Source organism: Citrobacter sp. CK198 (genome assembly GCF_030333295.1).
GTDB classification, from domain to species: Bacteria; Pseudomonadota; Gammaproteobacteria; order Enterobacterales; family Enterobacteriaceae; genus Citrobacter_B; species Citrobacter_B koseri.
This window is the reverse complement of the sequence record NZ_JAOWGE010000036.1, coordinates 80,385-101,465: the sequence shown is the minus strand read 5'-3', so window position 1 is coordinate 101,465 and position 21,081 is coordinate 80,385. Positions and strand designations below refer to the sequence as shown.

Genomic DNA, 21,081 nt, shown 5'->3' with positions numbered 1-21,081 from the left:
CAATTAACATTGATGCAACTTTTGTCCATAAATGCCATTTAACAAAATATCTTAAACATTTTTGCAATATAACTATTCCTGGATTTTGCTATAAAAGTCCTGGATGCTAAATTGTTTCTGTCTCTGACGAGACGTCGCTCCAGGAAAATAAGTAGCATGTAAATAACCACTATTATAAATGCATCGCAAGGCTTTAAGAAAAATAGCAATAAGTGATATACATCGATTTTTTACGCACGCTAATTGCCGTCTGGCAAAGTATTGACATATTTAAAAACGGATGAAATTATGAAATTATCTACGGATAGGGAGGTTCCTGTATGGAGCTGGATGTTAAATTAAAAAACCTTACGTGCAGTAGTTGTTCTTTACATTGTAAAATAATGCCAGAAAAATCACCTCGTTTACAATATTGTGCTAACGCATGTTTTTGTATGTGGCCGGAAGAAAGTATCTACTTTAACAGAGGTGTTATTGAGGGCATTTTAAATAATAATCATAATGCCCGATTAAATGGTTATATTTTTGTCGATTTCTCTATCAGCTTTTTGCGGCTGTTTCTCGACAAACAGTGGATTGATTATCTCGCCAGCACACGTATGGGTATTGTACTGGTGAGCGATCGGAACATGCAGTCGTTAGCCAACTACTGGCGTAAACATCATCCGGCGGTTTCTGTCGTCATTTATCACGATGATGGACTGGCGGTTGCAAATGAAAAAATCAGACAAGTATTTATTGGGCGACATCTGTCTTTTACAAAAGGGAATACCCTGACCCAGACGGAATTCATCATTATGGGTAACATGGTTGCAGGGAAAAATCCGCATCAAATCGCCGAGTTACTGAGTATGGATATCCGCAGCGTCTATGCTTATAAACAGAGGATCGAGAAAAGAATGGGCGGGAAGATAAACACGCTGTTTATTCATTCGCATCCACTCTCCAATGAAAAAGCCGCATTCCCAATGATCACAAAGGAATGCAAAGGCTCGCTTATTCATCTGCAAAGACGGCGTTAGCATTGAAGACAACAGTCGGGCACCGGTCCCGGCTATTTTATATAGGAATCCAGCACCTTCAGGATCACCTCCAGATCGTCTTCGCGCTTCACTTCATCGCTCTGATGAACAATGTGTTCGGTCAGATGCCCTTTGATCACCTCACGCATTAATCCGTTCACCGCGCCGCGTATCGCCGCGATTTGCTGCAATACCGCGGCACACTCGTGAGGTTCATCCAGCATTTTTTTCAGTGCGACAACCTGCCCCTGGATTTTACTGGCGCGAGCTTTAAGTTTTTGTTTATCCCGGATCGTATGTGACATAACAACGCCTTATTAACATAAATCATTATGGATTATAGCATTGTGACGCTACTGGGGGGTAGTATTTGGTACTGGGGGGGAGTAGAATGCGGGGAAATAAGACAACTAAGAATCATTCTCATGGGCGAATTTTCAACATTACTTCAGCAAGGAAACGCCTGGTTCTTCATTCCCAGCGCCATTCTGTTGGGCGTATTACATGGGCTGGAACCCGGGCACTCCAAAACGATGATGGCGGCGTTTATCATCGCCATCAAAGGGACGATTAAGCAGGCTGTGATGCTGGGGCTGGCAGCCACGCTTTCACATACCGCCGTTGTGTGGCTTATCGCCCTGGGCGGCATGTACATCAGCAGAGCGTTTACCGCAGAATCCGTGGAACCCTGGCTACAGCTGGTCTCCGCCATCATTATTCTGAGCACGGCGTTCTGGATGTTCTGGCGTACCTGGAAAGGGGAGCGGGACGGGTTGGCTAACAGGCTTCCTGCCCACACTCACCACCATCACGACCACGACCACGACCATCACCACGACCACCAGCATGTTCATATTTCCCTGAAGGGGCTAACGGACGGATCGCACGCCTGGCAGGATGCCCATGAACGGGCACATGCGACCGATATTCAGCGCCGCTTTCACGACCGGGAAGTGACAAACGGACAGATTTTACTGTTTGGCCTGACGGGCGGCCTGATCCCTTGCCCGGCAGCCATCACCGTATTGCTGATCTGCATCCAGCTTAAAGCCTTCACGCTGGGAGCCACGATGGTACTGTGCTTCAGCATTGGTCTGGCGTTAACGCTGGTAGCCGTTGGCGTGGGCGCAGCCATCAGCGTGCAACAGGCCGCAAAACGCTGGAGCGGATTTAATACCCTGGCGAGAAAAGCCCCCTATTTCTCCAGCATACTGATCGGTCTGGTGGGGCTTTATATGGGAATGCATGGTTATCTGGGCATTATCCACTAATTGTTCCCCGCCTTTTTCCACAAACGTGCAGCGACCCGAGTGCTGCACGTCCGTTCATATCAATTTTTCGCAAGCCATGAGCAGACCGTCGACAGGCGGTAAGCCGCTCTGATGAGTGAGGCGCATTAACGAATCTTTCCAGAAAGTCGCCTGGCCGTATAATTCGATGCTATTACCCAACGCGTATTGCAGTTCCGCGCTTTTGCGACAAGCGCGCAGGCATTGCGGATTTATTGCGGAAAAATTGTTCTCTCCCACGCTCAACATCAGCATAATTCCGCGCAGAAAACACACTTCATGCGAACAAAACGCACTATATCAACTGGCAACTTAAATACGATTGCATCAATTGTTGATCTTAATCAAATGGGGTTTATTGGAAACTAAGCCTTTTAAGCTCCAAAAGATCCAACAAAATAAAATAAAATTCCTAAAGTAAAGAGTGCGCACCTAATAGTCAGCAACAGAAACAGTATAGTGATGCTGATGATTATTATAAAACCGGTATCTATTTACATCACACATTCAATTAATTAACACACCGACATGGAACGACTTTACGGCTAAATCATTAATACCAATAAAGCGAATATCTAATTATCTTAATATCGACGCAACCGATCTATTTCCAGTTTTTAATAGCCACCACCTATTACAAAAGATTTATTCGGATGTTTTAAACGATTTTCATATTTAAGATTACTGTCGTTAAAATTCCGGCATAAGAAAAAAGATATATTTTCAGATGGGCTATTTGTCGCCTGGGACGCATTGTTGAATAAAAACTGAGAAGGCGCGTGCAGCAGCACATTTTTCTATTTCAACGCCTCAACACCAGGATTAATACCAATATTTTCGCCAACACTGACTTAATACAGCAACATTCCAGCACAGTGCCATTTTTATGAATGTCCCTGAGCATTGGGAACACTCTGAATTCTCAGGGTAAATCAACACGACTGAATGAAAATGGAGTTTAGTTATGAAACTGAATCGTGCCCTAATTCCGGCGCTGGTGATCTCCGCGATCTATTCTGCGGGCGCGCTGGCTTCTGATAATACCATTACATTTATGGGAGAAGTTTCTGATGAAACCTGTTCCGTATCGGTAAATGGTTCTGAGGCCTCACCTGTCGTCTTACTGCCTACCGTCACGGTAAACACCTTGAACACCAATCAGGTTGCAGGACAAACAACCTTCGACATCGGCGTCAGCGGATGCACCGGCTCAGCCTCTGGGATCAATATTTCAACCGTCTTCGTCGGGAACAACATCAGCGCCACGACCGGAAACCTGGCCAGCAATGGCTCGGCGAGCGATGTTGAAATTCAGATCCTCGACACCAGCGATACAGAGATCGATTTTCGCAACGCGTTTAATGGCGGCGGAGATTTAGCGCTGGCGGCAAATGAGACATCAGCCACGGCAACCTACAAGGCCCAATATTACTCAGGGGGCGCAGCAACCACCGGTACGGTACAAGCCTCCATGCAATACGCGGTTTCTTACCAGTAATTTAACCCAGGCGGGAATTTCGTCCCGCCCTCTTTCGACCAGGGAGTAATAAATGAACCCCATTCGCGACGCCCTGTATTCTCTCGCGGGGTTTCTGTTTATCTTTTTTACACTCTGGAGTGAACACGTCGCCGCCAGTATTACCATGACCGGGACGCGAATTATTTATAATGGCTCAGCCAACTCTGTCGATGTTCATTTAAAGAATAAAGATTCCTTCCCTTATGTGGTCTCAACCTGGTTCGATAACGGCAATATGGCAGACGGGCCGGAGAAATCAGCTCAACTTCCCTTTATCGCCACGCCGCCGGTATTTCGTATTCAACCCGGCGAAGGGCAAATTATTCGGATTGTTTTTACGGCGGCCCAGTCCCTGCCACAAGACAGGGAATCTCTGTTCTATTTTAATTTTATGCAGGTTCCGCCCGCGAATGTGGGCCAACGTAGCCCGGATCAGGGCAATCAAAACAGCCTGCTGATCATGCTACGTAACCGGGTGAAGTTATTTTATCGTCCGGCTGAATTAAACGGTAATCCACAAAAAATGCTGGCGAACCTTCAGGTCACGCGGACAGGTCAAACCGGCATCACCATTAAAAATAATCAGCCTTATTACATCACCATTGCCGGGCTACAGTTGATCAATGCCTCAGAAACCCGCGCCCAAAAAGCAGGCATGATTGCCCCTTTCAGCAGTGAGCGTTATGTCTTTACCGACGCCCGATCGGCTGCAAATCAGCGTGTTCGCATCACGTTGATTAACGATCAGGGAGCCAGAATCAGTGAAGATTTTCCTCTTTAATCGCCCGGCGGGTTTCGGCCTGATGGTATGCGTTACGGCATTTTCCGCTGCGGCCAGGGCTGATTACTATTTTGATCCCGCGCTGCTCCAGGGGTCCGCATACGGTCATGGTCTGGATCTCCAGCGCTTTAATCATACCCAAGACAGCGTGCCTGCTGGTGAATACGTGCTGGATGTTTATCTTAATAACCAGTTGATTCGCCAGCAGGAAAAGATCGAACTTATCGCATCCGCCACGCCGGATAGCGCCGTCGAACCCTGTCTGCCGTTTGAGGTGGTTCGCGCCAGCGCGATTCGCACGCGCTCCTCTGCGGCGTCTTCAACGCCGCACTGTCTGCGCATCAGCGAGACCGGGCAAAAAATCAGTTGGCAAGTGGATATGGCGAAGCTGCGCCTGAATATGACGATTCCTCAGGCCGGGCTTTACCACGCTCCCCGGGGGTATATTCCCGTTTCCGAATGGGACGCCGGAGAGACCGCGCTGTTTTTGCGCCACAATACCAATTTTTATCATACGGAAAATACAGACTCACACCTGCGCTACGACTACCTGTGGAGCAATATCAATGGCGGTTTCAACATCGGGCTGTGGCAATTTCGCCATCAGGGGAACCTCCGCTATGCCGATGACAACCAGACGGGTAGCCACTACAAATACAATGCGGTAGCGACCGCGCTTCAGCGCCCTCTTCCTCAGTTTGAGAGCGTGATAGCGTTTGGGGACAATTACACCAACAGCAGCCTGTTCGGCAGTCTCTCATTCAACGGCATAAAACTGAACACCGATCAACGGATGTGGCCGCAGGGCAAACGCGGTTACGCGCCGGAAGTGCGCGGCGTGGCGACCACAACCGCCCGCGTGGTGGTACGCCAGCAGGGTAAAGTGATTTACGAAACCACCGTCGCGCCCGGCGCTTTTGTTATTAACGATCTCTACAATACCCGTGGCCAGGGCGATCTGGCCGTCGATGTCATCGAAGCGAACGGGCAAATCTCAAGTTTTACCGTTCCCTACTCGGCGGTTCCTGATTCCGTTCGACCGGGAAACTGGAACTATGAGCTGGCAATGGGCTACGTTCGCCACTACTACAGCGTGGAGAATAAATTTGTCGAAGGCGTTTTGCAGCGCGGGATGAGCAACACGCTAACCGCCAATTTGGGTTCACGGCTGGCCGATGATTATCAGGCGTTTCTGCTGGGCGGGGTAATGGCAACATCCGTCGGGGCATTCGGCCTCAATACCGTTTACTCAAACACCAGAGTCGAAAACGACGATAACGAGCAGGGCTGGCGCATTGAGGCCAGCTACAGCAAAACGTTTACCACCGGCACAAATCTGGTGCTGGCGGCCTATCGTTACTCCACCAGCGGTTATCGTGATTTGCAGGATGTGCTGGGCGTGCGCCGTCAGCAGAAAAACAGCGTGGCGTATTATTCGGATACGCTGCACCAGCGTAATAACTTTTCCGCCACGCTCAGCCAGCCGATGGGCGACTGGGGCATGCTTAGCTTCACCGGCAGTACGTCAGATTACTACAGCGACGCGTCGCGCATCACCCAACTCCAGTTTGGCTACAGCAACAGCTGGCGCAACATCACCTTTAATCTTAGCGCCGCCAGACAGCGCAGCAGTTATGCCAGCCGCTACGACACCAGCGTAAACGACCAGGATTTTGACCGCGAAAACCAGCGTAAATACACCGAAAACACGCTTTCACTGGGGATCTCCATCCCCTTCGATGTTGGCGCCAGCCGCACGCAGCTAAATCTGGATATGAATCGCAGCCGCGACGTTCGCACCGCCACGGTGGGGATAAGCGGCGCCACGGGCGAGAACAGCGCCACATCCTGGGCCGTTTATAGCGGTCTGGAGCGAGATAAGCACGACGGCAGCAGCGCAACCTGGGGCGGCAACGTGGAGCAACGAACCGCCGTCGGCGCGTTTCGCGGCTTTGCCTCCCGCGGCAGCGATTACCAGCAATATGGTCTGGGGATGTCCGGCACGCTGGTCGCCCACCGCGGCGGGATCACCGCTGGCCCCTACACCAGCGATACGTTCGCGCTTATCGAAGCGCCAGGCGCACGCGGCGCGGCGGTACGTAACGGGCAAGGCGCAACGGTCGATTATTTCGGCTATGCCCTGCTCCCTTCCATGACCCCCTATCGCTATAACACCGTAAGTCTGGACAGCGGAAACATGAATGCCGAAGTTGAGCTACAGAGCGGCAGCAAGCGCATCGTGCCCTACGCCGGCGCGATTTCTCGCGTGAAATTCACGACCACCAGCGGTAAAGCGGCGCTCATCAACACAACGCTTCCCGATGGCGACCAGCCGCCGATGGGCGCTGACGTGACGGACGGCCACGGCGAATCCGTGGGAATGGTCGGCCAGGGCGGGCAAATTTACGCCCGACTGGCGGAACAATCCGGCGTGCTGTTCGTACAGTGGGGGCAAAAATCCACGCAGCGATGCCAGGTCTGGTATCAACTACCGGCTAAAACGCATGCGCCGCTGTATCAGCTCACACTACCTTGTCGTCAGGAATAACGTATGAAAATCAGACAGCTCTTTTACGGCCTGTTATTCAGCGGCATGGTTGCGCATCCCGCCTTGTCCGCCTGCATCAAGGTTACGTCAGCCAGCCCCCTTTCTCAGGCGGCGAAAGACGCAGGCTATGTGGGCGCCAGTTGGGGCGGCGTGGGGGATGGCGATGTAAAAGGGAAACTGGGCTTGCCCGGCGTCATTACCTTAAGCAACGGGACGGGATTTCAGAGCGAAGGCACGTTGCTGGGCAGCGCCGCTGCCAGTTTCGTCCCCAATGGACGAACGCAGGGCGTCACGGCCAATCAGATTATGTTTCGCTGTACCGTTTCCGAAATCGGCCAGGTATATGAATACTACGCCACCAACGGCGACGATTACTGGGGAGGCATGGTCGACGTACCGGGAATCGACGGCGCTTACTACACCTACGTTAAAAACGTGGCGGTCAGGCTGACCAATCTAAAAACCGGAGAATATTACTCCCGTTACTGGAAAGCGCGCGCAATCCCGGAAAGTGAAATGTTCAATGACGGCACCTATATCTACATCCCAGCCAGCGCCTTTAGCGACGTATTTGTTGAACTGTTTCGGGTTGATGACAGCGCCAGAGGCGTTGATGGTTCCAACCGTTATACCTATCCCTACGCGGGACCGGCAGGCTATATTGCTTTCCACGGTGGCGGCATGAGTTCAGGGCTTTTCGAGGGCGCTGACAGCCGAACCAACTATAGCGGCTGGGGCGCAGCGCAGTGGCCCGGCGGCTGGACGTTAACCAGCCAGACCGTGTTCGTGCGCGGCGCCGCCTGCCGGGTCAACGACTATCCTGCCATTGTCAGGTTACCGCCTACCAGCGTTGGCGAACTCATCAGCGGCGGCAGCAGTCAGGCTCCTTTTAGCATTAGCGTCGAATGCGAAACCGGGGCGTTGTCCGGCACGACGGCGTCCACCAGCTTAAGAGCATATGTAGCGATGGGATTCCTGGTCAGCAATCCCACCGCAGCCAATGCGGCCTCTCAGTTGGGCCTCAAGACCGGTTCCGGCGCCTATACATGGCTACTCGACAATCATTATGGCGTAAACGGCGTTGCATCAGGCGTCGGCATTCGCCTCTACAGCGACAAGCAAAATGGCAATGCGCTGAATCTTCTGCCCAACCAAATAGCCACAGCCACGGGCAACACGGGCGGCTGGTACGGCTATCAGGATCTGACCACGCAAACCGCCAGCGGCTCAACCAGCCTCTACAGCGGCGACTTTACCGCCTCTCTGGAAGCGATTCCGGGGGAAAACGTGACAGCAGGAACGGTCTATGCACAGCTCCAGGTGGTGGTCAGTTTTCAGTAACTGGCCCACATACACGCTTCTTATCGTCTGGACAGGATGGACAGCGCCCCCCGCACGGGCCGTGGTCAATACGGAAGTGACCCGCGTTATTTTTAACGCCGGGGAGAGCCATTATTCGCTGGCGCTGGCAAATTCAGCGCAGCACCCTGCCCTGGTTCAAATCTGGACGGATGAAGGCGATCCGCTGAGTCAGCCTGCTGAGACCATCACGCCCATCGTCGCGATACCGCCCGTATTCAAAATGCAGCCGACGGAAATTCGGACGGTAAAGTTACAGCTCGCAGAGAAACCTGGGTTAGCGCGCGAGCGGGAGTCGCTTTACTGGCTGAATATCTACCAAATCCCGCCGATGACCGATCAGGACGCGAAAACGCGGCAAAAACTCGTGCTGCCGCTGCGCATCCGCATGAAAGTGTTTATTCGTCCACAGGGCGTTGGGCCATTGAGAGAGCAGGATGGCGAACGGCTGACCTTCACATTCCAGCCGCAGGAGGCGCAGCTTTATGTTAATAACCCGACGCCGTGGTACATCACGCTGGCAGCGCTGGTGTGCGACAACGCCAGCGCAACGCCGCTGATGATCGCTCCGCTGTCTTCACAACCGCTAGCATTATCCGGGAAGGCAGGACATTGTCGTACCGTCAGGTACGAGCTTATCAACGACCACGGTAATCGCTGGGTTTATGAGAAACCGATAATAAACAGCGGAGCGCCGGAAAATACCGTGGGCAGAAACCCACGGCGATGACCGGTAAAACGCATCAGGCGCGGATATCGTCATACTCGCGCGTTTTATCAAACTCATGTTTGGCGAAAGGACAAAGTGGAATAACCTTGCGGTTCTCCTGGCGCATCTTTTCAACTACCTTCGCGACAAGCTGTTTACCGACGCCCTGCCCCTTCAGGCTGGGATCGACATCCGTATGCTCAATAATGCTCAGATGCTCGCCCGTCGGTACAAATACGATTTCGGCGACCTGATTACCCGCAGCATCATTCACATAAAATTTGTTGTGGCCTTCGAGTATCTCCATCATTTCCTCACTTATTTCTGGCGATATTTCAGCGCGCCGCTCGGACAGGTATCAATAACACGCACAACCGTTGCCACATCCACTTCATCCGGGATGATCCACGGCTTACGTTTCAGATTAAAGAGCTTCGCGCTACCGCGCACGCAATTACCCGAATGCTGACAAATGGCCGTATTGAAATAGACATCGATTTTCTCGCCGGTATAGGCCCGGTAACCCGCATCCAGTAGTTCCTGATCCATGACATTGCCTCTGTAATTGTTATGTTTTCGCTAGTAAGCATAGCCCCGTCAAAGTGGCGTGGCTACAGGAAAACAGAGGCATTTGCCAGTTGATGAGCAGTCGTCGTTGCGCAAAATAACGTTAAGTCATAAACCAGTAATAAAAGAGACCAACTTTTAATCCAAGGATCACAATATAGGCACAGCAGTACTTCATAGTGCCGGACATTATCTGATTCGCCTGTCCCTCCATTTTGGTTGCCGAAACCGCAATGGCGATACTTTGCGGTGAAATCATTTTCCCGCCTGTTGCGCCGGAGGTATTTGCCGCAGCCAGCCAGTTTGGATCAATATTTAATTTACTGGCGGCAATGGTTTGTAGTTTGCCAAACAGAATATTCGAGTTGGTGTCGCTGCCGGTAACAAACGTTCCCAGCGCACCAATCACCGGAGCGAGAAAAACGTACGAGCTTCCGGTCAGATCGACAATCGACTGGGCCAGCGTGGAGATAATACCGCTGAGATCCATTACCGTTGCCAGAGCGACGATCGCCATAATCGCAACAATGGAATTTTTAAGCTGGAATACGGTTTTGACAAACACTTCCAGCATACCGCGTGCTGATGCCCCCTGAATAAAACCGCCAATAATGGTCGCAAAGATAATCAACATTCCGGGCGTGGTGACCCATTCAACTTTCAGCGCCAGCGTTTTGCCATCGGCCAGCGTAAAATGCAGCACCGAAGCCAACTGAGAAGCCGCCGCTTTTATCGTTGGGAATAACGGCGAGCACAGCAGAATAAAGACAAAAATAAACAGATAGATAGAACCGACCCGGAACAGCACTTTCGCCGAGCGCGGCGTCGTTTCACGGGTGTGGCTGACTTCAATGCGCCACTCGGGATCTGTTTTCCCTTTGCGCAGGCGGCTGGCAATTGCGACGGCAAAAAGACTGACCAGGCTGCCGGCAAAGGCAGGTAATTCTGCCCCGAGATGTATGGCGACAAAATACTGCGGAACAAGCGTTGTGATACCGCAAAGCAGCGTAATAAGGAACACGCCGCGAATGGCTTTCAGGCCACCGCCAATAATGCAAATTATGACAAACGGCAGCAGGATATTAAAAAGGGCTAATTGCAGAATAATCGTTCCGCCTAAGGTGTAAACCGGCAGATTAACCTGTTCAGCCAGGATAGAGACCGGAATACCAACCGCCCCGAACGCCGTGGGTACGGTGTTGGCCACAAGTGAAGCAATTGCTGCCTTCAGTGGGTTGAATCCCAGCGCGATGAGAATACCGATAGGTATCGCGACCGCCGTACCGTACCCGGCAGCCGCTTCAAGGAATCCACCGAAACACCACGAAATCAGCAGTACCTGAATACGCTTATCTTCGCTAATACTGGCGAGAATATCGCGGAGAATATCCAGCGCTTTGGTCGCCTGCATGACGTTATAACTGAATATAGCGCCGAGGATCACAATCACGATCGGCCATAATCCTTTCAGTGCGCCATAACCCATCGAGGCTTTAAGATTTTGTACTGGCATGTCCCAGAATATTGCAGACAGCGCGGCAGTGAATGCCAACGAAATCAAAACTGAATAATGGATGGGCATTTTCAATTTCAGAATTAAAAATACCATAAGCAGCAAAGGAGAAAGTGCCAGGGCAAACATAAAATATTCGTTCATTACTATTCCTGATTGGTTCATTAAACCTGATTTATATTTATGGTGGGGAGGCTACATTGCCGGTCAAATGAAATATGTAAACTGAATCGCTTCAGTGAATAAAGTAATTATGATTTGTAGTTTTGTAACTATTGTAATCTTTTAATTAAAATTCAATGCCAGGCAAATATACTTAAGAGCAAGACAGATACCTATAAATAGTTATTTAACAACCTGTTTAATAATGATATTGACGAAATTAGTAATCACTTGAAACTATTTTTCGGACGTTCACATCGCTGTAGTTTTCATTATAAAAATGTGAGCGATGCCGAAATAAATAAACCCGGGTATTGCATATGGGTATTGATTGGTGGATTATTCTATTTTGTCATACAAATGAACATAGAGTAGGATAAACCGAAAAACAATGGTCGTTTTTATTATTGATTTATGACCCGGTGGCCGGTTGCCATCGGGGCTAAATAGAAGTGAAGCAATGGAGCATTGATTGTGAATGTAAATTTCTTTGTTACCTGTATTGGTGACGCGCTGAAATCACGGATGGCACGAGACTCCGTATTGCTGCTGGAAAAACTGGGCTGCCGCGTTAATTTCCCTGAGAAGCAAGGGTGTTGCGGCCAGCCAGCCATCAACAGCGGCTACATCAAAGAAGCGATCCCTGGGATGAAAAACCTGATCGCAGCGCTGGAAGACAACGACGACCCGATTATCTCTCCTGCTGGCTCCTGTACCTACGCGGTAAAAAGCTACCCAACATATCTGGTCGATGAGCCTGAATGGGCGTTACGTGCGGAAAAGGTCGCCGCGCGCATGCAGGATCTCACCTCCTTTATCGTTAATAAACTGGGTGTGGTGGATGTGGGAGCCAGCCTTCAGGGCAGAGCCGTCTATCACCCATCCTGTAGCCTGACCCGCAAGCTGGGAGTGAAGGAAGAGCCGCTCACGCTACTGAAAAACGTGCGCGGGCTGGAGCTGTTGACGTTTGCCGATCAGGATACCTGCTGCGGATTTGGCGGGACGTTCTCGGTCAAAATGGCCGAAATATCCGGCGAGATGGTGAAAGAGAAAGTCTTACACCTGATGGATGCCCGGCCTGAATATTTGATTGGCGCAGACGTCAGCTGCCTGCTGAACATTGGCGGTCGACTGCAACGGGAAGGCCAGCCGGTCAAAGTGATGCATATTGCTGAAGTGCTGATGAGCCGCTGAGGGGAAAGAGATGTCGATAAAAACCAGCGATGTAGAATTTAAACTGCGCATTCGTCAGCAAATTGAAGATCCGATCATGCGCAAAGCCGTGGCCAATGCGCAGGAGCGTATCGGCGCGAATCGGCAAAAAATGGTCGATGAATTAGGGCACTGGGACGAATGGCGTGACCGTGCCAGCCAGATCCGCGACCATGTTCTGAGTAATCTCGACGCTTACCTGTATCAACTCACCGAGAAAGTGACGGAAAACGGCGGACACGTCTATTTCGCCAAAACCAAAGAAGAAGCCACCCGCTACATTTTACAGGTCGCACAAAGTAAAAACGCGCGCAAGGTAGTGAAGTCCAAGTCGATGGTGACCGAAGAGATTGGCGTCAATCATGTGTTGCAGGATGCCGGAATTCAGGTGATCGAAACCGATCTGGGTGAGTATATTCTCCAGTTGGATCAGGACCCGCCTTCACACGTTGTGGTTCCGGCAATCCATAAAGATCGCTATCAGATCCGTCGCGTACTGCATGAACGTCTGGGCTATGACGGCCCGGAAACGCCAGAAGCGATGACCTTATTCATCCGCCAGAAGATCCGCGAGGATTTCCTCAGCGCTGAAATCGGTATTACCGGCTGTAATTTCGCCGTGGCGGAAACCGGTTCGGTGTGCCTGGTGACCAACGAAGGCAATGCGCGGATGTGTACCACGCTGCCGAAAACGCACATTGCGGTGATGGGGATGGAGCGTATCGCCCCCACCTTTGCCGACGTGGATGTACTGATCACCATGCTGGCGCGCAGCGCCGTTGGCGCACGTTTGACAGGTTACAACACCTGGCTGACCGGCCCACGCGAGGCAGGCCACGTTGACGGGCCGGAAGAGTTCCACCTGGTTATTGTGGATAACGGGCGTTCCCAGGTACTCGGTTCTGAATTTCGCGACGTGCTGCGCTGCATTCGCTGCGGAGCCTGTATGAACACCTGCCCGGCATACCGCCACATTGGTGGACACGGCTATGGCTCAATCTATCCCGGCCCTATCGGCGCGGTGATTTCCCCGCTGCTCGGCGGTTATAAGGATTTTAAAGATCTGCCGTATGCCTGTTCATTATGCACGGCCTGCGACAGCGTCTGCCCGGTGCGCATTCCGCTGTCAAAACTGATCCTGCGCCATCGCCGAGTGATGGCCGAAGAGGGCATTACCCCGAAAGCCGAGCGACGGGCGATCAAAATGTTCGCTTATGCCAATAGCCATCCTGGGCTGTGGAAAGTCGGGATGATGGCGGGCGCCCATGCGGCAAGCTGGTTTATTAATGGCGGTAAAACGCCGCTTAAAGTCGGCGCTATTGGTGACTGGATGGAGGCGCGAGATCTCCCTGATGCTGACGGAGAGAGTTTCCGTAGCTGGTTTAAGAAACATCAGGCAGAGGAGAAAAAGAATGGATAACCGTAGCGCGTTTTTAAACACCATCGCCCAGGCGCTGGGCCGCCCGCTGCGATTCGAACCGCAGGCAGATACGCTGCCGGTTAACAACTATGCGAACGAGCGACTGACCGAACTTAGCCAGCAGCAGCGCTGCGACGCGTTTATCCAGTTTGCGAGTGATGTCATGCTGGTACGCTGCGAACTGACCAGCGAAGCGCAGGCGCCGGAAGCGGCGTTACGCCTGTGTGAAGAACTGGGGCATAAATCGGTGGTGCTCAGCGGCGATAGCCGACTGGTTGAACTGGGGATCACCGAACGCTTGCAGCAGGAATGCAACGCCGTGGTCTGGGACCCGACCCGGGGAGCAGAGAATGTTACCCAGGCCGAACAAGCGAAAGTCGGCGTAGTGTATGCCGAATACGGCTTAACGGAATCGGGCGGCGTGGTGCTGTTTTCCGCGCCGGAGCGCGGGCGTTCATTAAGCCTGCTGCCGGAGTCCTCGATTTTCGTGCTGCGCAAGAGCACTATCCTGCCACGCGTGGCGCAACTGGCGGAAAAACTGCATCAGAAAGCGCAGGCCGGTGAACGCATGCCATCGTGTATTAACATCATCAGTGGCCCCAGCTCAACGGCGGATATCGAACTGATCAAGGTGGTCGGCGTGCATGGCCCGGTTAAGGCGGTATATCTGATTATTGAAGATTGTTGATACGACTGTTAATGACCGCACTACTGGCACGGACGCCATAATAGCGGGCAGTTAATCCTGTTGGGCGTTGAATGCGGAATTCAGGAAACTTGAAGCTGGAGCGGGCGAAGGGAATCGAACCCTCGTATAGAGCTTGGGAAGCTCTCGTTCTACCATTGAACTACGCCCGCTTCGAGATGCGTAAGGCATTATAAACCTTACGCTCTTATTGACAAGGTGCTTGCTCACTGACTGGCGATTAATTCACCGTCAGCATTTTGGTTTGCTCCCCTGCGGCGGTAAATAACGCAGTGGATCAATCGCTGTTGCGCGGTAGCGAATCTGGAAGTGCAAGCGAACAGAATCCGCATCAGTGCTCCCCATTGTGGCAATTTTCTGCCCGGCTTTCACGCTCTGCCCGTTGTTAACTAACAGCGTGTCGTTGTGGGCATAAGCGGTGATGTAATCCTCATTATGTTTAATCATGATGAGGTTCCCGTAACCGCGTAACTGGTTGCCGACATAAACCACCTTCCCTGCCCCTGCCGCATAAATCGGCGTGCCGCGCGCGGCGGATATATCAATGCCTTTATTGCCGCCTTCCGCCGTTGAATAAGGCAAAATGACTTTGCCGCTGGCAGGCCAGCGCCAGCAACGTTGCCCTACCGGAGGCCAGGAAGATTGCGGCACAGAAGAGGACGGTCTGACTGCCGCCGTTTTCGTAGAGGATTTCGCCGTGGTCGCACGCGATGAACCAGAACGCTTCGCCCCGCCGCCCAGTTTCAGTTTTTGCCCTACCTCAATGGTGTAAGGCGGGGAAATACCGTTCAGTCGGGCAAGTTCTTTCACGCTGGTTCCCGTCGTGCGCGAAATGCGGTAGAGCGTATCTCCCCGCTTAACGGTATAGACGGAACCCGAATCAGAAGATTGATTGCTGGAGCAGCCCGCTAAAAGCAAGCCTGCACAAAGCAGCATCACAATACTCAGGCTCTTGTTGTTCAGGCGTCCTGCACTCAAAACTATTCCTCGCAACATTTCAAACGCCTTATCATAGCAGCCAAAAGCCAGATGCCCAATGTATTGCCATCGGTGTCACGATATCTCCTTCTTGCCACCGCTACTTTTGGTAATGCCTTTCCACCCTATATAGACTACGCTAGTTGCCAGAGTATATGGCTTGCAGCAGTATGCGGCTATTTTCATATTCAGGAGTTTTTATGACCGGGGAACATGTCATATTGCTGGATGAGCAGGGTAATCCTGACGGCATACTGGAGAAATATGCGGCTCATACCTCTGATACCCTTTTACATCTCGCCTTCTCATGCTGGTTGTTTAACGCGCAGGGGCAATTGCTGGTCACTCGCCGCTCGCTCAGTAAAAAAGCGTGGCCGGGAGTCTGGACCAACTCAGTATGCGGGCACCCACAGCAGGGAGAAAGCACTGAAGCGGCAATTATCCGACGCAGCCGTTTTGAGCTTGGCGTCGAAATTACCAACCTGACGCCCGTCTATCCAGATTTTCGCTATCGGGCAACTGACCCGAATGGCATCGTGGAAAATGAGGTCTGTCCGGTATACGCCGCGCAGGTGACCAGTGCGCTACAGGTAAACCCGGATGAAGTGATGGACTACCAGTGGAGCAGCCTGGAAACTGTACTGCAAGCATTGAGCGCGGCGCCGTGGGCGTTCAGTCCGTGGATGGTGTTGCAGGCGTCTGACGACAAGGCGCGTGAGTTGTTGCGGGAGTATAACCAGGGGTAATTTACTGGCTTTGTGCCCGGTGGCGCTGTGCTTACCGGGCCTACAGAGGAGCAAAACGTAGGCCGGATAAGGCGAAGCCGCCATCCGGCATCTCACGTCTTATTTTACCGGACGCATCGCCGGGAACAGAATCACGTCGCGGATGGTGTGGCTGTTGGTGAACAGCATTACCATGCGGTCGATACCAATTCCCAGACCCGCTGTCGGCGGCAGACCGTGCTCCAGAGCGGTAACGTAGTCTTCGTCGTAGAACATCGCTTCGTCGTCACCGGCTTCTTTCGCGTTAACCTGATCCTGGAAACGCTGCGCCTGATCTTCTGCATCGTTCAGCTCGCTAAAGCCGTTACCGATTTCACGGCCGCCGATGAAGAATTCAAAGCGGTCGGTGATTTCCGGGTTCACGTCGTTACGGCGCGCCAGCGGAGAAACCTCTGCCGGATATTCGGTGATGAAGGTCGGCTGAATCAGGTGCGCTTCCGCCACTTCTTCGAAGATCTCAGTTACGATGCGGCCCAGGCCCCAGCTTTTCTCAACCTTGATGCCGATAGATTCAGCGATCGCTTTGGCGGAGTCGAAGTTATCCAGATCGGCCATATCCGTTTCAGGACGGTATTTCTTGATAGCCTCGCGCATGGTCAGTTTTTCGAACGGCTTGCCGAAGTCGAACACTTCATCGCCGTAAGGCACTTCAGTTTTGCCCAGAATATCCTGCGCCAGCGTACGGAACAGCGATTCGGTCAGTTCGATCAGGTCTTTATAGTCCGCATACGCCATATAGAGTTCCATCATGGTGAACTCTGGGTTATGACGAACGGAGATCCCTTCGTTACGGAAGTTGCGGTTGATTTCGAACACACGCTCGAAGCCGCCAACCACCAGACGCTTCAGGTACAGTTCCGGCGCGATACGCAGGTACATGTCCAGATCCAGCGCGTTGTGATGGGTGATAAACGGACGTGCTGCCGCACCGCCAGGAATCACCTGCATCATCGGGGTTTCTACTTCCATAAAGCCGCGGCCCACCATGAACTGACGAATACCCGCCATAATCTGTGAACGGACTTTAAAGGTGTTACGGGATTCATCGTTAGAGATGAGATCCAGGTAACGCTGGCGATAGCGCGCTTCCTGATCCTGCAAGCCGTGGAATTTATCCGGCAGCGGACGCAACGCTTTGGTCAGCAGACGCAGTTCGGTGCAGTGGATGGACAGCTCACCGGTTTTGGTCTTGAACAGCTTCCCTTTCGCGCCGAGGATATCGCCCAGATCCCATTTTTTGAACTGCTCGTTGTAAACGCCTTCCGGCAGATCGTCACGGGCAACGTACAGCTGAATACGGCCGCCGACATCCTGCAACGTAACGAAAGACGCTTTACCCATAATACGACGGGTCATCATACGGCCCGCAACGGACACTTCGATGTTCAGCGCTTCCAGTTCTTCGTTCTCTTTCGCGTCGAAGTCAGCGTGCAGTTGGTCTGAGGTGTGATCGCGACGGAAATCATTCGGGAACGGGATACCCTGCTCGCGCAGGCTAGCCAGCTTCTCGCGGCGCGTTTTCAGTTCGTTGTTAAGATCGGTTACCGCGTCAGCGCCCTGTGCGTGTTGTTCAGACATGTTGGTTCCTCATAACCCTGCTTTCAAACTTGCTTCGATAAATTGATCCAGGCTGCCATCCAGCACCGCCTGCGTGTTGCGGGTCTCAACCCCGGTACGCAAGTCTTTAATGCGGGAGTCATCAAGGACATAAGAACGAATCTGGCTACCCCAGCCGATGTCGGATTTGTTATCTTCCATCGCCTGTTTCTCGGCATTTTTCTTCTGCATCTCCAGTTCATAAAGCTTCGCTTTCATCTGCTTCATGGCCTGGTCTTTGTTTTTGTGCTGGGAACGGTCGTTCTGGCACTGCGTCACAATCCCGGTCGGGATGTGCGTAATACGTACCGCAGATTCTGTACGGTTAACGTGCTGACCGCCCGCGCCGGATGCGCGATAAACGTCGATACGCAGGTCTGCCGGGTTGATTTCGATATCAATATCATCGTCAACTTCCGGGTAGACGAACGCGGAGCTGAACGAGGTATGACGACGACCGCCGGAATCGAACGGGCTCTTACGCACCAGGCGATGAACGCCGGTTTCGGTACGCAGCCAGCCATAGGCGTATTCGCCGGAAATCTTGATGGTGACGGATTTGATCCCCGCGACTTCACCTTCAGACTCTTCAATAATTTCGGTTTTAAAGCCGCGCGCTTCTGCCCAGCGCAGATACATACGCTCCAGCATGCTTGCCCAGTCCTGCGCTTCAGTACCGCCGGAACCTGCCTGAATATCGAGGTAGCAATCCGCGCTGTCATACTCACCGGAGAACATACGACGGAATTCCAGCTGCGCCAGCTTTTCTTCCAGCGTATCGAGTTCAGCTACGGCTTCGTTAAAGGTTTCTTCGTCGTCGGCTTCTACAGCCAGCTCCAGCAGCCCGGAAACATCTTCCAGACCCTGAGTCATTTGGTCGAGGGTGTCGACAATCGCTTCAAGGGAGGAACGCTCTTTGCCCAGCGCCTGCGCGCGTTCGGGTTCGTTCCAGACATCCGGCTGTTCCAGCTCGGCGTTTACTTCTTCCAGACGCTCTTTCTTGGCATCGTAGTCAAAGATACCCCCTAAGAACGTCAGAGCGTTCCGTGAGGTCCTGAATGCGGTTATTTACCGGGTTAATTTCAAACATGGTCTGATTTCTTTTATTGGACTAGTCAAAATGCAGTGATAAGAGCGGAATTCTACCGGATTCGCGCTCTTATTAATATACTGTTGTCAATTTGGCCAGAGGTGATCAATGATCAGCTGTAGGCTACGGTTGCCGCGAAACTCGTTGATATCCAGCTTATAGGCAAGCTGAACTTCGCGTACGCCGTTATCCGGCCAGCAGGCGGTATCAACGTTAAACGCAATGCCGTCCAGCAGCGGGCCGCCGCCAACCGGTTCGACCATCACTTTCAGGTGGCGTTCGCCGACCAGCCGCTGCTGCAACAGGCGAAAACGTCCGTCAAACAGCGGTTCCGGGAACATCTGCCCCCACGGCCCTGCGTCACGCAGCAGTTGCGCCACTTCCATCGTCATCTCAGCCACGCTCAGCGGGCCGTCAGAAACCACTTCACCCTGTAGCAACGATGGGTCGAGCCACTCAGTCACCAGCTCGCCAAAACGCTGCTGGAAATGTTCAAACTGCGTCTCTTCCAGTGACAATCCTGCCGCCATCGCATGGCCGCCGAATTTGAGCATCATCCCCGGATACAGCGTATCCAGACGCTCCAGCGCATCGCGCATATGCAGCCCCTGAATGGAACGACCGGAACCTTTCAGCGTACCGTCACCGGCGGGCGCAAAGGCAATCACCGGGCGATGGAAGCGCTCTTTAATGCGCGAAGCCAGAATGCCGACCACGCCCTGATGCCATTCTGGATGATACATCGCCAGGCCGCCAGGCAGCGTTTCACGGCTGCGTTCCAGTTTCTCGCACAGGGTCAGCGCTTCCGCCTGCATCCCCTGTTCGATCTCTTTACGCGTCTGGTTCAGTGCATCCAGTTCATTCGCCAGCACCCGCGCTTCGCCGATGTTATCGCACAGCAGCAACGCCACGCCGACGGACATATCATCCAGCCGCCCTGCGGCATTCAGACGCGGCCCAAGCGCAAAGCCTAAATCGCTGGCCGCCAGCTTCTGCGGATCGCGGTTCGACACCTCAAGCAGCGCCTTAATGCCTGGGCGACATTTTCCGGCGCGGATACGGCTCAACCCCTGCCACGTCAGGATGCGGTTATTGGCGTCCAGCGGCACCACGTCCGCCACCGTGCCTAACGCGACCAGGTCGAGCAGTTCCGCCAGATTCGGCGGCGTAATGCCACGCTCATCAAACCAGCCTTTATCACGCAGGAAAGTGCGCAGCGCCAGCATCAGATAGAACGCCACGCCAACGCCTGCCAGCGACTTCGACGGGAAATCGCAATCTCGCAGATTCGGGTTAATGATGGCTTCTGCGTCAGGTAGCGTATCGCCCGGCAGATGGTGATCGGTCACCACCACCGGAATCCCCAACGCTCTGGCATGTTCCACACCGGTATGAGAAGAGATACCGTTATCCACCGTCACAATCAGCTGCGCGCCGCGAGCATGCGCCTGATCGACCACTTCCGGGCTTAATCCGTAGCCATCTTCAAAACGGTTTGGCACCAGGTAGCTGATATTGTTACAGCCCAGCGAACGCATACCGAGGACGCTAAGCGCCGTACTGGTGGCGCCATCCGCGTCAAAATCGCCCACGACGACGATGCGAGTCCCCTCGCGAAACGCGTTATAGAGGATCTCAACCGCCTTTTCGACGCCGCTAAGCTGCTGCCACGGCAGCATCCCTTTTACGCTGCGCTCCAGCTCCTGCGCGCTGCGTACGCCCCGGCTGGCGTATAAACGGCGCAGCAGCGGCGGCAGGTCAGCAGGCAGCTCAGTTGTCTCGTCGGCCTCACGCCGACGAAGTTGTATCTGTTGTTTCACGCGAA

The 21,081-nt window shown here is 52.8% G+C and carries 19 protein-coding genes and 1 tRNA gene; 11 read left to right on the top strand and 9 right to left on the bottom strand.

Features of this window, described 5'->3' with window-relative positions:
• Positions 1–320 precede the first annotated feature (320 nt).
• Positions 321–1,022 (top strand): helix-turn-helix transcriptional regulator, encoded by a 702-nt coding sequence (locus OGY62_RS21490; RefSeq protein ID WP_024130913.1) that lies wholly within the window; start codon positions 321–323, stop codon positions 1,020–1,022.
• Positions 1,023–1,054: 32 nt separating this feature from the next.
• Here the strand turns inward: OGY62_RS21490 and rcnR are convergent, their stop codons facing one another.
• Positions 1,055–1,327, bottom strand: a complete 273-nt coding sequence (gene rcnR / locus OGY62_RS21485) for a Ni(II)/Co(II)-binding transcriptional repressor RcnR (protein WP_012134972.1) — start codon at positions 1,325–1,327, stop codon at positions 1,055–1,057.
• A 120-nt stretch (positions 1,328–1,447) separates the two neighbouring features.
• Here rcnR and OGY62_RS21480 point away from each other — a divergent pair, with 120 nt between their 5' ends.
• The 6 genes from OGY62_RS21480 (at position 1,448) to OGY62_RS21455 (ending at position 9,248) form a co-directional block, all read left to right on the top strand.
• Complete coding sequence (locus OGY62_RS21480; protein ID WP_286460526.1) at positions 1,448–2,293, top strand: nickel/cobalt efflux protein RcnA; 846 nt, start codon at positions 1,448–1,450, stop codon at positions 2,291–2,293.
• 982 nt (positions 2,294–3,275) lie between these two features.
• Positions 3,276–3,809, top strand: a complete 534-nt coding sequence (locus tag OGY62_RS21475) for a fimbrial protein (RefSeq protein WP_012134978.1) — start codon at positions 3,276–3,278, stop codon at positions 3,807–3,809.
• A 52-nt stretch (positions 3,810–3,861) separates the two neighbouring features.
• On the top strand, positions 3,862–4,611 hold the full coding sequence (locus OGY62_RS21470) for a fimbria/pilus periplasmic chaperone (RefSeq protein ID WP_199971858.1): 750 nt from the start codon (positions 3,862–3,864) through the stop codon (positions 4,609–4,611).
• A complete protein-coding gene (locus OGY62_RS21465; protein WP_286460525.1) occupies positions 4,592–7,159 on the top strand; it encodes a fimbrial outer membrane usher protein in 2,568 nt (855 codons plus the stop codon). Before OGY62_RS21470 ends, OGY62_RS21465 begins: the two co-directional genes overlap by 20 nt.
• 3 nt (positions 7,160–7,162) lie before the next feature.
• Entirely contained in the window at positions 7,163–8,500 is a 1,338-nt protein-coding gene (gene stbD / locus OGY62_RS21460) for a fimbrial usher protein StbD (protein WP_286460524.1), read from the top strand.
• Positions 8,466–9,248, top strand: a complete 783-nt coding sequence (locus tag OGY62_RS21455; RefSeq protein WP_286460523.1) for a fimbria/pilus periplasmic chaperone — start codon at positions 8,466–8,468, stop codon at positions 9,246–9,248. The genes stbD and OGY62_RS21455 overlap by 35 nt, the downstream gene beginning before the upstream one ends.
• A 13-nt stretch (positions 9,249–9,261) precedes the next feature.
• Here OGY62_RS21455 and OGY62_RS21450 read toward each other — a convergent pair whose 3' ends face one another.
• The 3 genes from OGY62_RS21450 to OGY62_RS21440 form a co-directional block, all read right to left on the bottom strand.
• Entirely contained in the window at positions 9,262–9,534 is a 273-nt protein-coding gene (locus OGY62_RS21450) for a GNAT family N-acetyltransferase (protein ID WP_047463941.1), read from the bottom strand.
• Positions 9,535–9,545: 11 nt separating this feature from the next.
• Positions 9,546–9,776 (bottom strand): 4Fe-4S mono-cluster protein YjdI, encoded by a 231-nt coding sequence (yjdI, locus tag OGY62_RS21445; RefSeq protein WP_047461459.1) that lies wholly within the window; start codon positions 9,774–9,776, stop codon positions 9,546–9,548.
• Between the two features lie 121 nt (positions 9,777–9,897).
• On the bottom strand, positions 9,898–11,451 hold the full coding sequence (locus tag OGY62_RS21440; RefSeq protein ID WP_058668056.1) for an L-lactate permease: 1,554 nt from the start codon (positions 11,449–11,451) through the stop codon (positions 9,898–9,900).
• A gap of 492 nt (positions 11,452–11,943) precedes the next feature.
• Between OGY62_RS21440 and OGY62_RS21435 the strand changes: the two genes are divergently transcribed.
• The 3 genes from OGY62_RS21435 to OGY62_RS21425 are packed head-to-tail and all read left to right on the top strand — an operon-like array spanning position 11,944 to position 14,789.
• Positions 11,944–12,663, top strand: coding sequence for a (Fe-S)-binding protein (locus OGY62_RS21435; protein WP_024130919.1), 720 nt, complete (start codon positions 11,944–11,946; stop codon positions 12,661–12,663).
• Positions 12,664–12,673: 10 nt separating this feature from the next.
• A complete protein-coding gene (locus tag OGY62_RS21430; protein WP_012134989.1) occupies positions 12,674–14,101 on the top strand; it encodes a LutB/LldF family L-lactate oxidation iron-sulfur protein in 1,428 nt (475 codons plus the stop codon).
• The gene (locus OGY62_RS21425; protein WP_049011223.1) at positions 14,094–14,789 is read left to right on the top strand and encodes a LutC/YkgG family protein; all 696 of its coding nucleotides are present in this window, start codon (positions 14,094–14,096) and stop codon (positions 14,787–14,789) included. The genes OGY62_RS21430 and OGY62_RS21425 overlap by 8 nt, the downstream gene beginning before the upstream one ends.
• Before the next feature lie 96 nt (positions 14,790–14,885).
• Here OGY62_RS21425 and OGY62_RS21420 read toward each other — a convergent pair.
• A tRNA-Gly gene (locus OGY62_RS21420) sits at positions 14,886–14,959 on the bottom strand.
• A gap of 79 nt (positions 14,960–15,038) precedes the next feature.
• On the bottom strand, positions 15,039–15,785 hold the full coding sequence (actS, locus tag OGY62_RS21415) for an amidase activator ActS (RefSeq protein ID WP_058668057.1): 747 nt from the start codon (positions 15,783–15,785) through the stop codon (positions 15,039–15,041).
• A gap of 200 nt (positions 15,786–15,985) precedes the next feature.
• Here actS and idi point away from each other — a divergent pair, with 200 nt between their 5' ends.
• Entirely contained in the window at positions 15,986–16,531 is a 546-nt protein-coding gene (idi, locus tag OGY62_RS21410; protein ID WP_286460521.1) for an isopentenyl-diphosphate Delta-isomerase, read from the top strand.
• A gap of 99 nt (positions 16,532–16,630) precedes the next feature.
• On the opposite strand, the gene lysS is transcribed toward idi, so the two are convergent.
• The 3 genes from lysS to recJ form a co-directional block, all read right to left on the bottom strand.
• Positions 16,631–18,148 (bottom strand): lysine--tRNA ligase, encoded by a 1,518-nt coding sequence (gene lysS, locus OGY62_RS21405; RefSeq protein ID WP_012134993.1) that lies wholly within the window; start codon positions 18,146–18,148, stop codon positions 16,631–16,633.
• Between the two features lie 9 nt (positions 18,149–18,157).
• A protein-coding gene (prfB, locus tag OGY62_RS21400) for a peptide chain release factor 2 (protein ID WP_096753903.1) occupies positions 18,158–19,256 on the bottom strand; the annotation gives its coding sequence in 2 pieces (ribosomal slippage) (positions 18,158–19,180 and positions 19,182–19,256; 1,098 coding nt in all).
• An 86-nt stretch (positions 19,257–19,342) separates the two neighbouring features.
• The gene (recJ, locus tag OGY62_RS21395) at positions 19,343–21,076 is read right to left on the bottom strand and encodes a single-stranded-DNA-specific exonuclease RecJ (protein WP_286460520.1); all 1,734 of its coding nucleotides are present in this window, start codon (positions 21,074–21,076) and stop codon (positions 19,343–19,345) included.
• Positions 21,077–21,081: the final 5 nt, after the last annotated feature.

Bases quoted from the DNA above. Each gene is read 5' to 3' on its own strand.
- OGY62_RS21490 (WP_024130913.1), top strand. From the start codon at position 321: ATGGAGCTGGATGTTAAATTAAAAAACCTTACGTGCAGTAGTTGTTCT.
- rcnR (WP_012134972.1), bottom strand. From the start codon at position 1,327: ATGTCACATACGATCCGGGATAAACAAAAACTTAAAGCTCGCGCCAGT.
- OGY62_RS21480 (WP_286460526.1), top strand. From the start codon at position 1,448: ATGGGCGAATTTTCAACATTACTTCAGCAAGGAAACGCCTGGTTCTTC.
- OGY62_RS21475 (WP_012134978.1), top strand. From the start codon at position 3,276: ATGAAACTGAATCGTGCCCTAATTCCGGCGCTGGTGATCTCCGCGATC.
- OGY62_RS21470 (WP_199971858.1), top strand. From the start codon at position 3,862: ATGAACCCCATTCGCGACGCCCTGTATTCTCTCGCGGGGTTTCTGTTT.
- stbD (WP_286460524.1), top strand. From the start codon at position 7,163: ATGAAAATCAGACAGCTCTTTTACGGCCTGTTATTCAGCGGCATGGTT.
- OGY62_RS21455 (WP_286460523.1), top strand. From the start codon at position 8,466: ATGCACAGCTCCAGGTGGTGGTCAGTTTTCAGTAACTGGCCCACATAC.
- OGY62_RS21450 (WP_047463941.1), bottom strand. From the start codon at position 9,534: ATGGAGATACTCGAAGGCCACAACAAATTTTATGTGAATGATGCTGCG.
- yjdI (WP_047461459.1), bottom strand. From the start codon at position 9,776: ATGGATCAGGAACTACTGGATGCGGGTTACCGGGCCTATACCGGCGAG.
- OGY62_RS21440 (WP_058668056.1), bottom strand. From the start codon at position 11,451: ATGAACGAATATTTTATGTTTGCCCTGGCACTTTCTCCTTTGCTGCTT.
- OGY62_RS21430 (WP_012134989.1), top strand. From the start codon at position 12,674: ATGTCGATAAAAACCAGCGATGTAGAATTTAAACTGCGCATTCGTCAG.
- OGY62_RS21425 (WP_049011223.1), top strand. From the start codon at position 14,094: ATGGATAACCGTAGCGCGTTTTTAAACACCATCGCCCAGGCGCTGGGC.
- idi (WP_286460521.1), top strand. From the start codon at position 15,986: ATGACCGGGGAACATGTCATATTGCTGGATGAGCAGGGTAATCCTGAC.
- lysS (WP_012134993.1), bottom strand. From the start codon at position 18,148: ATGTCTGAACAACACGCACAGGGCGCTGACGCGGTAACCGATCTTAAC.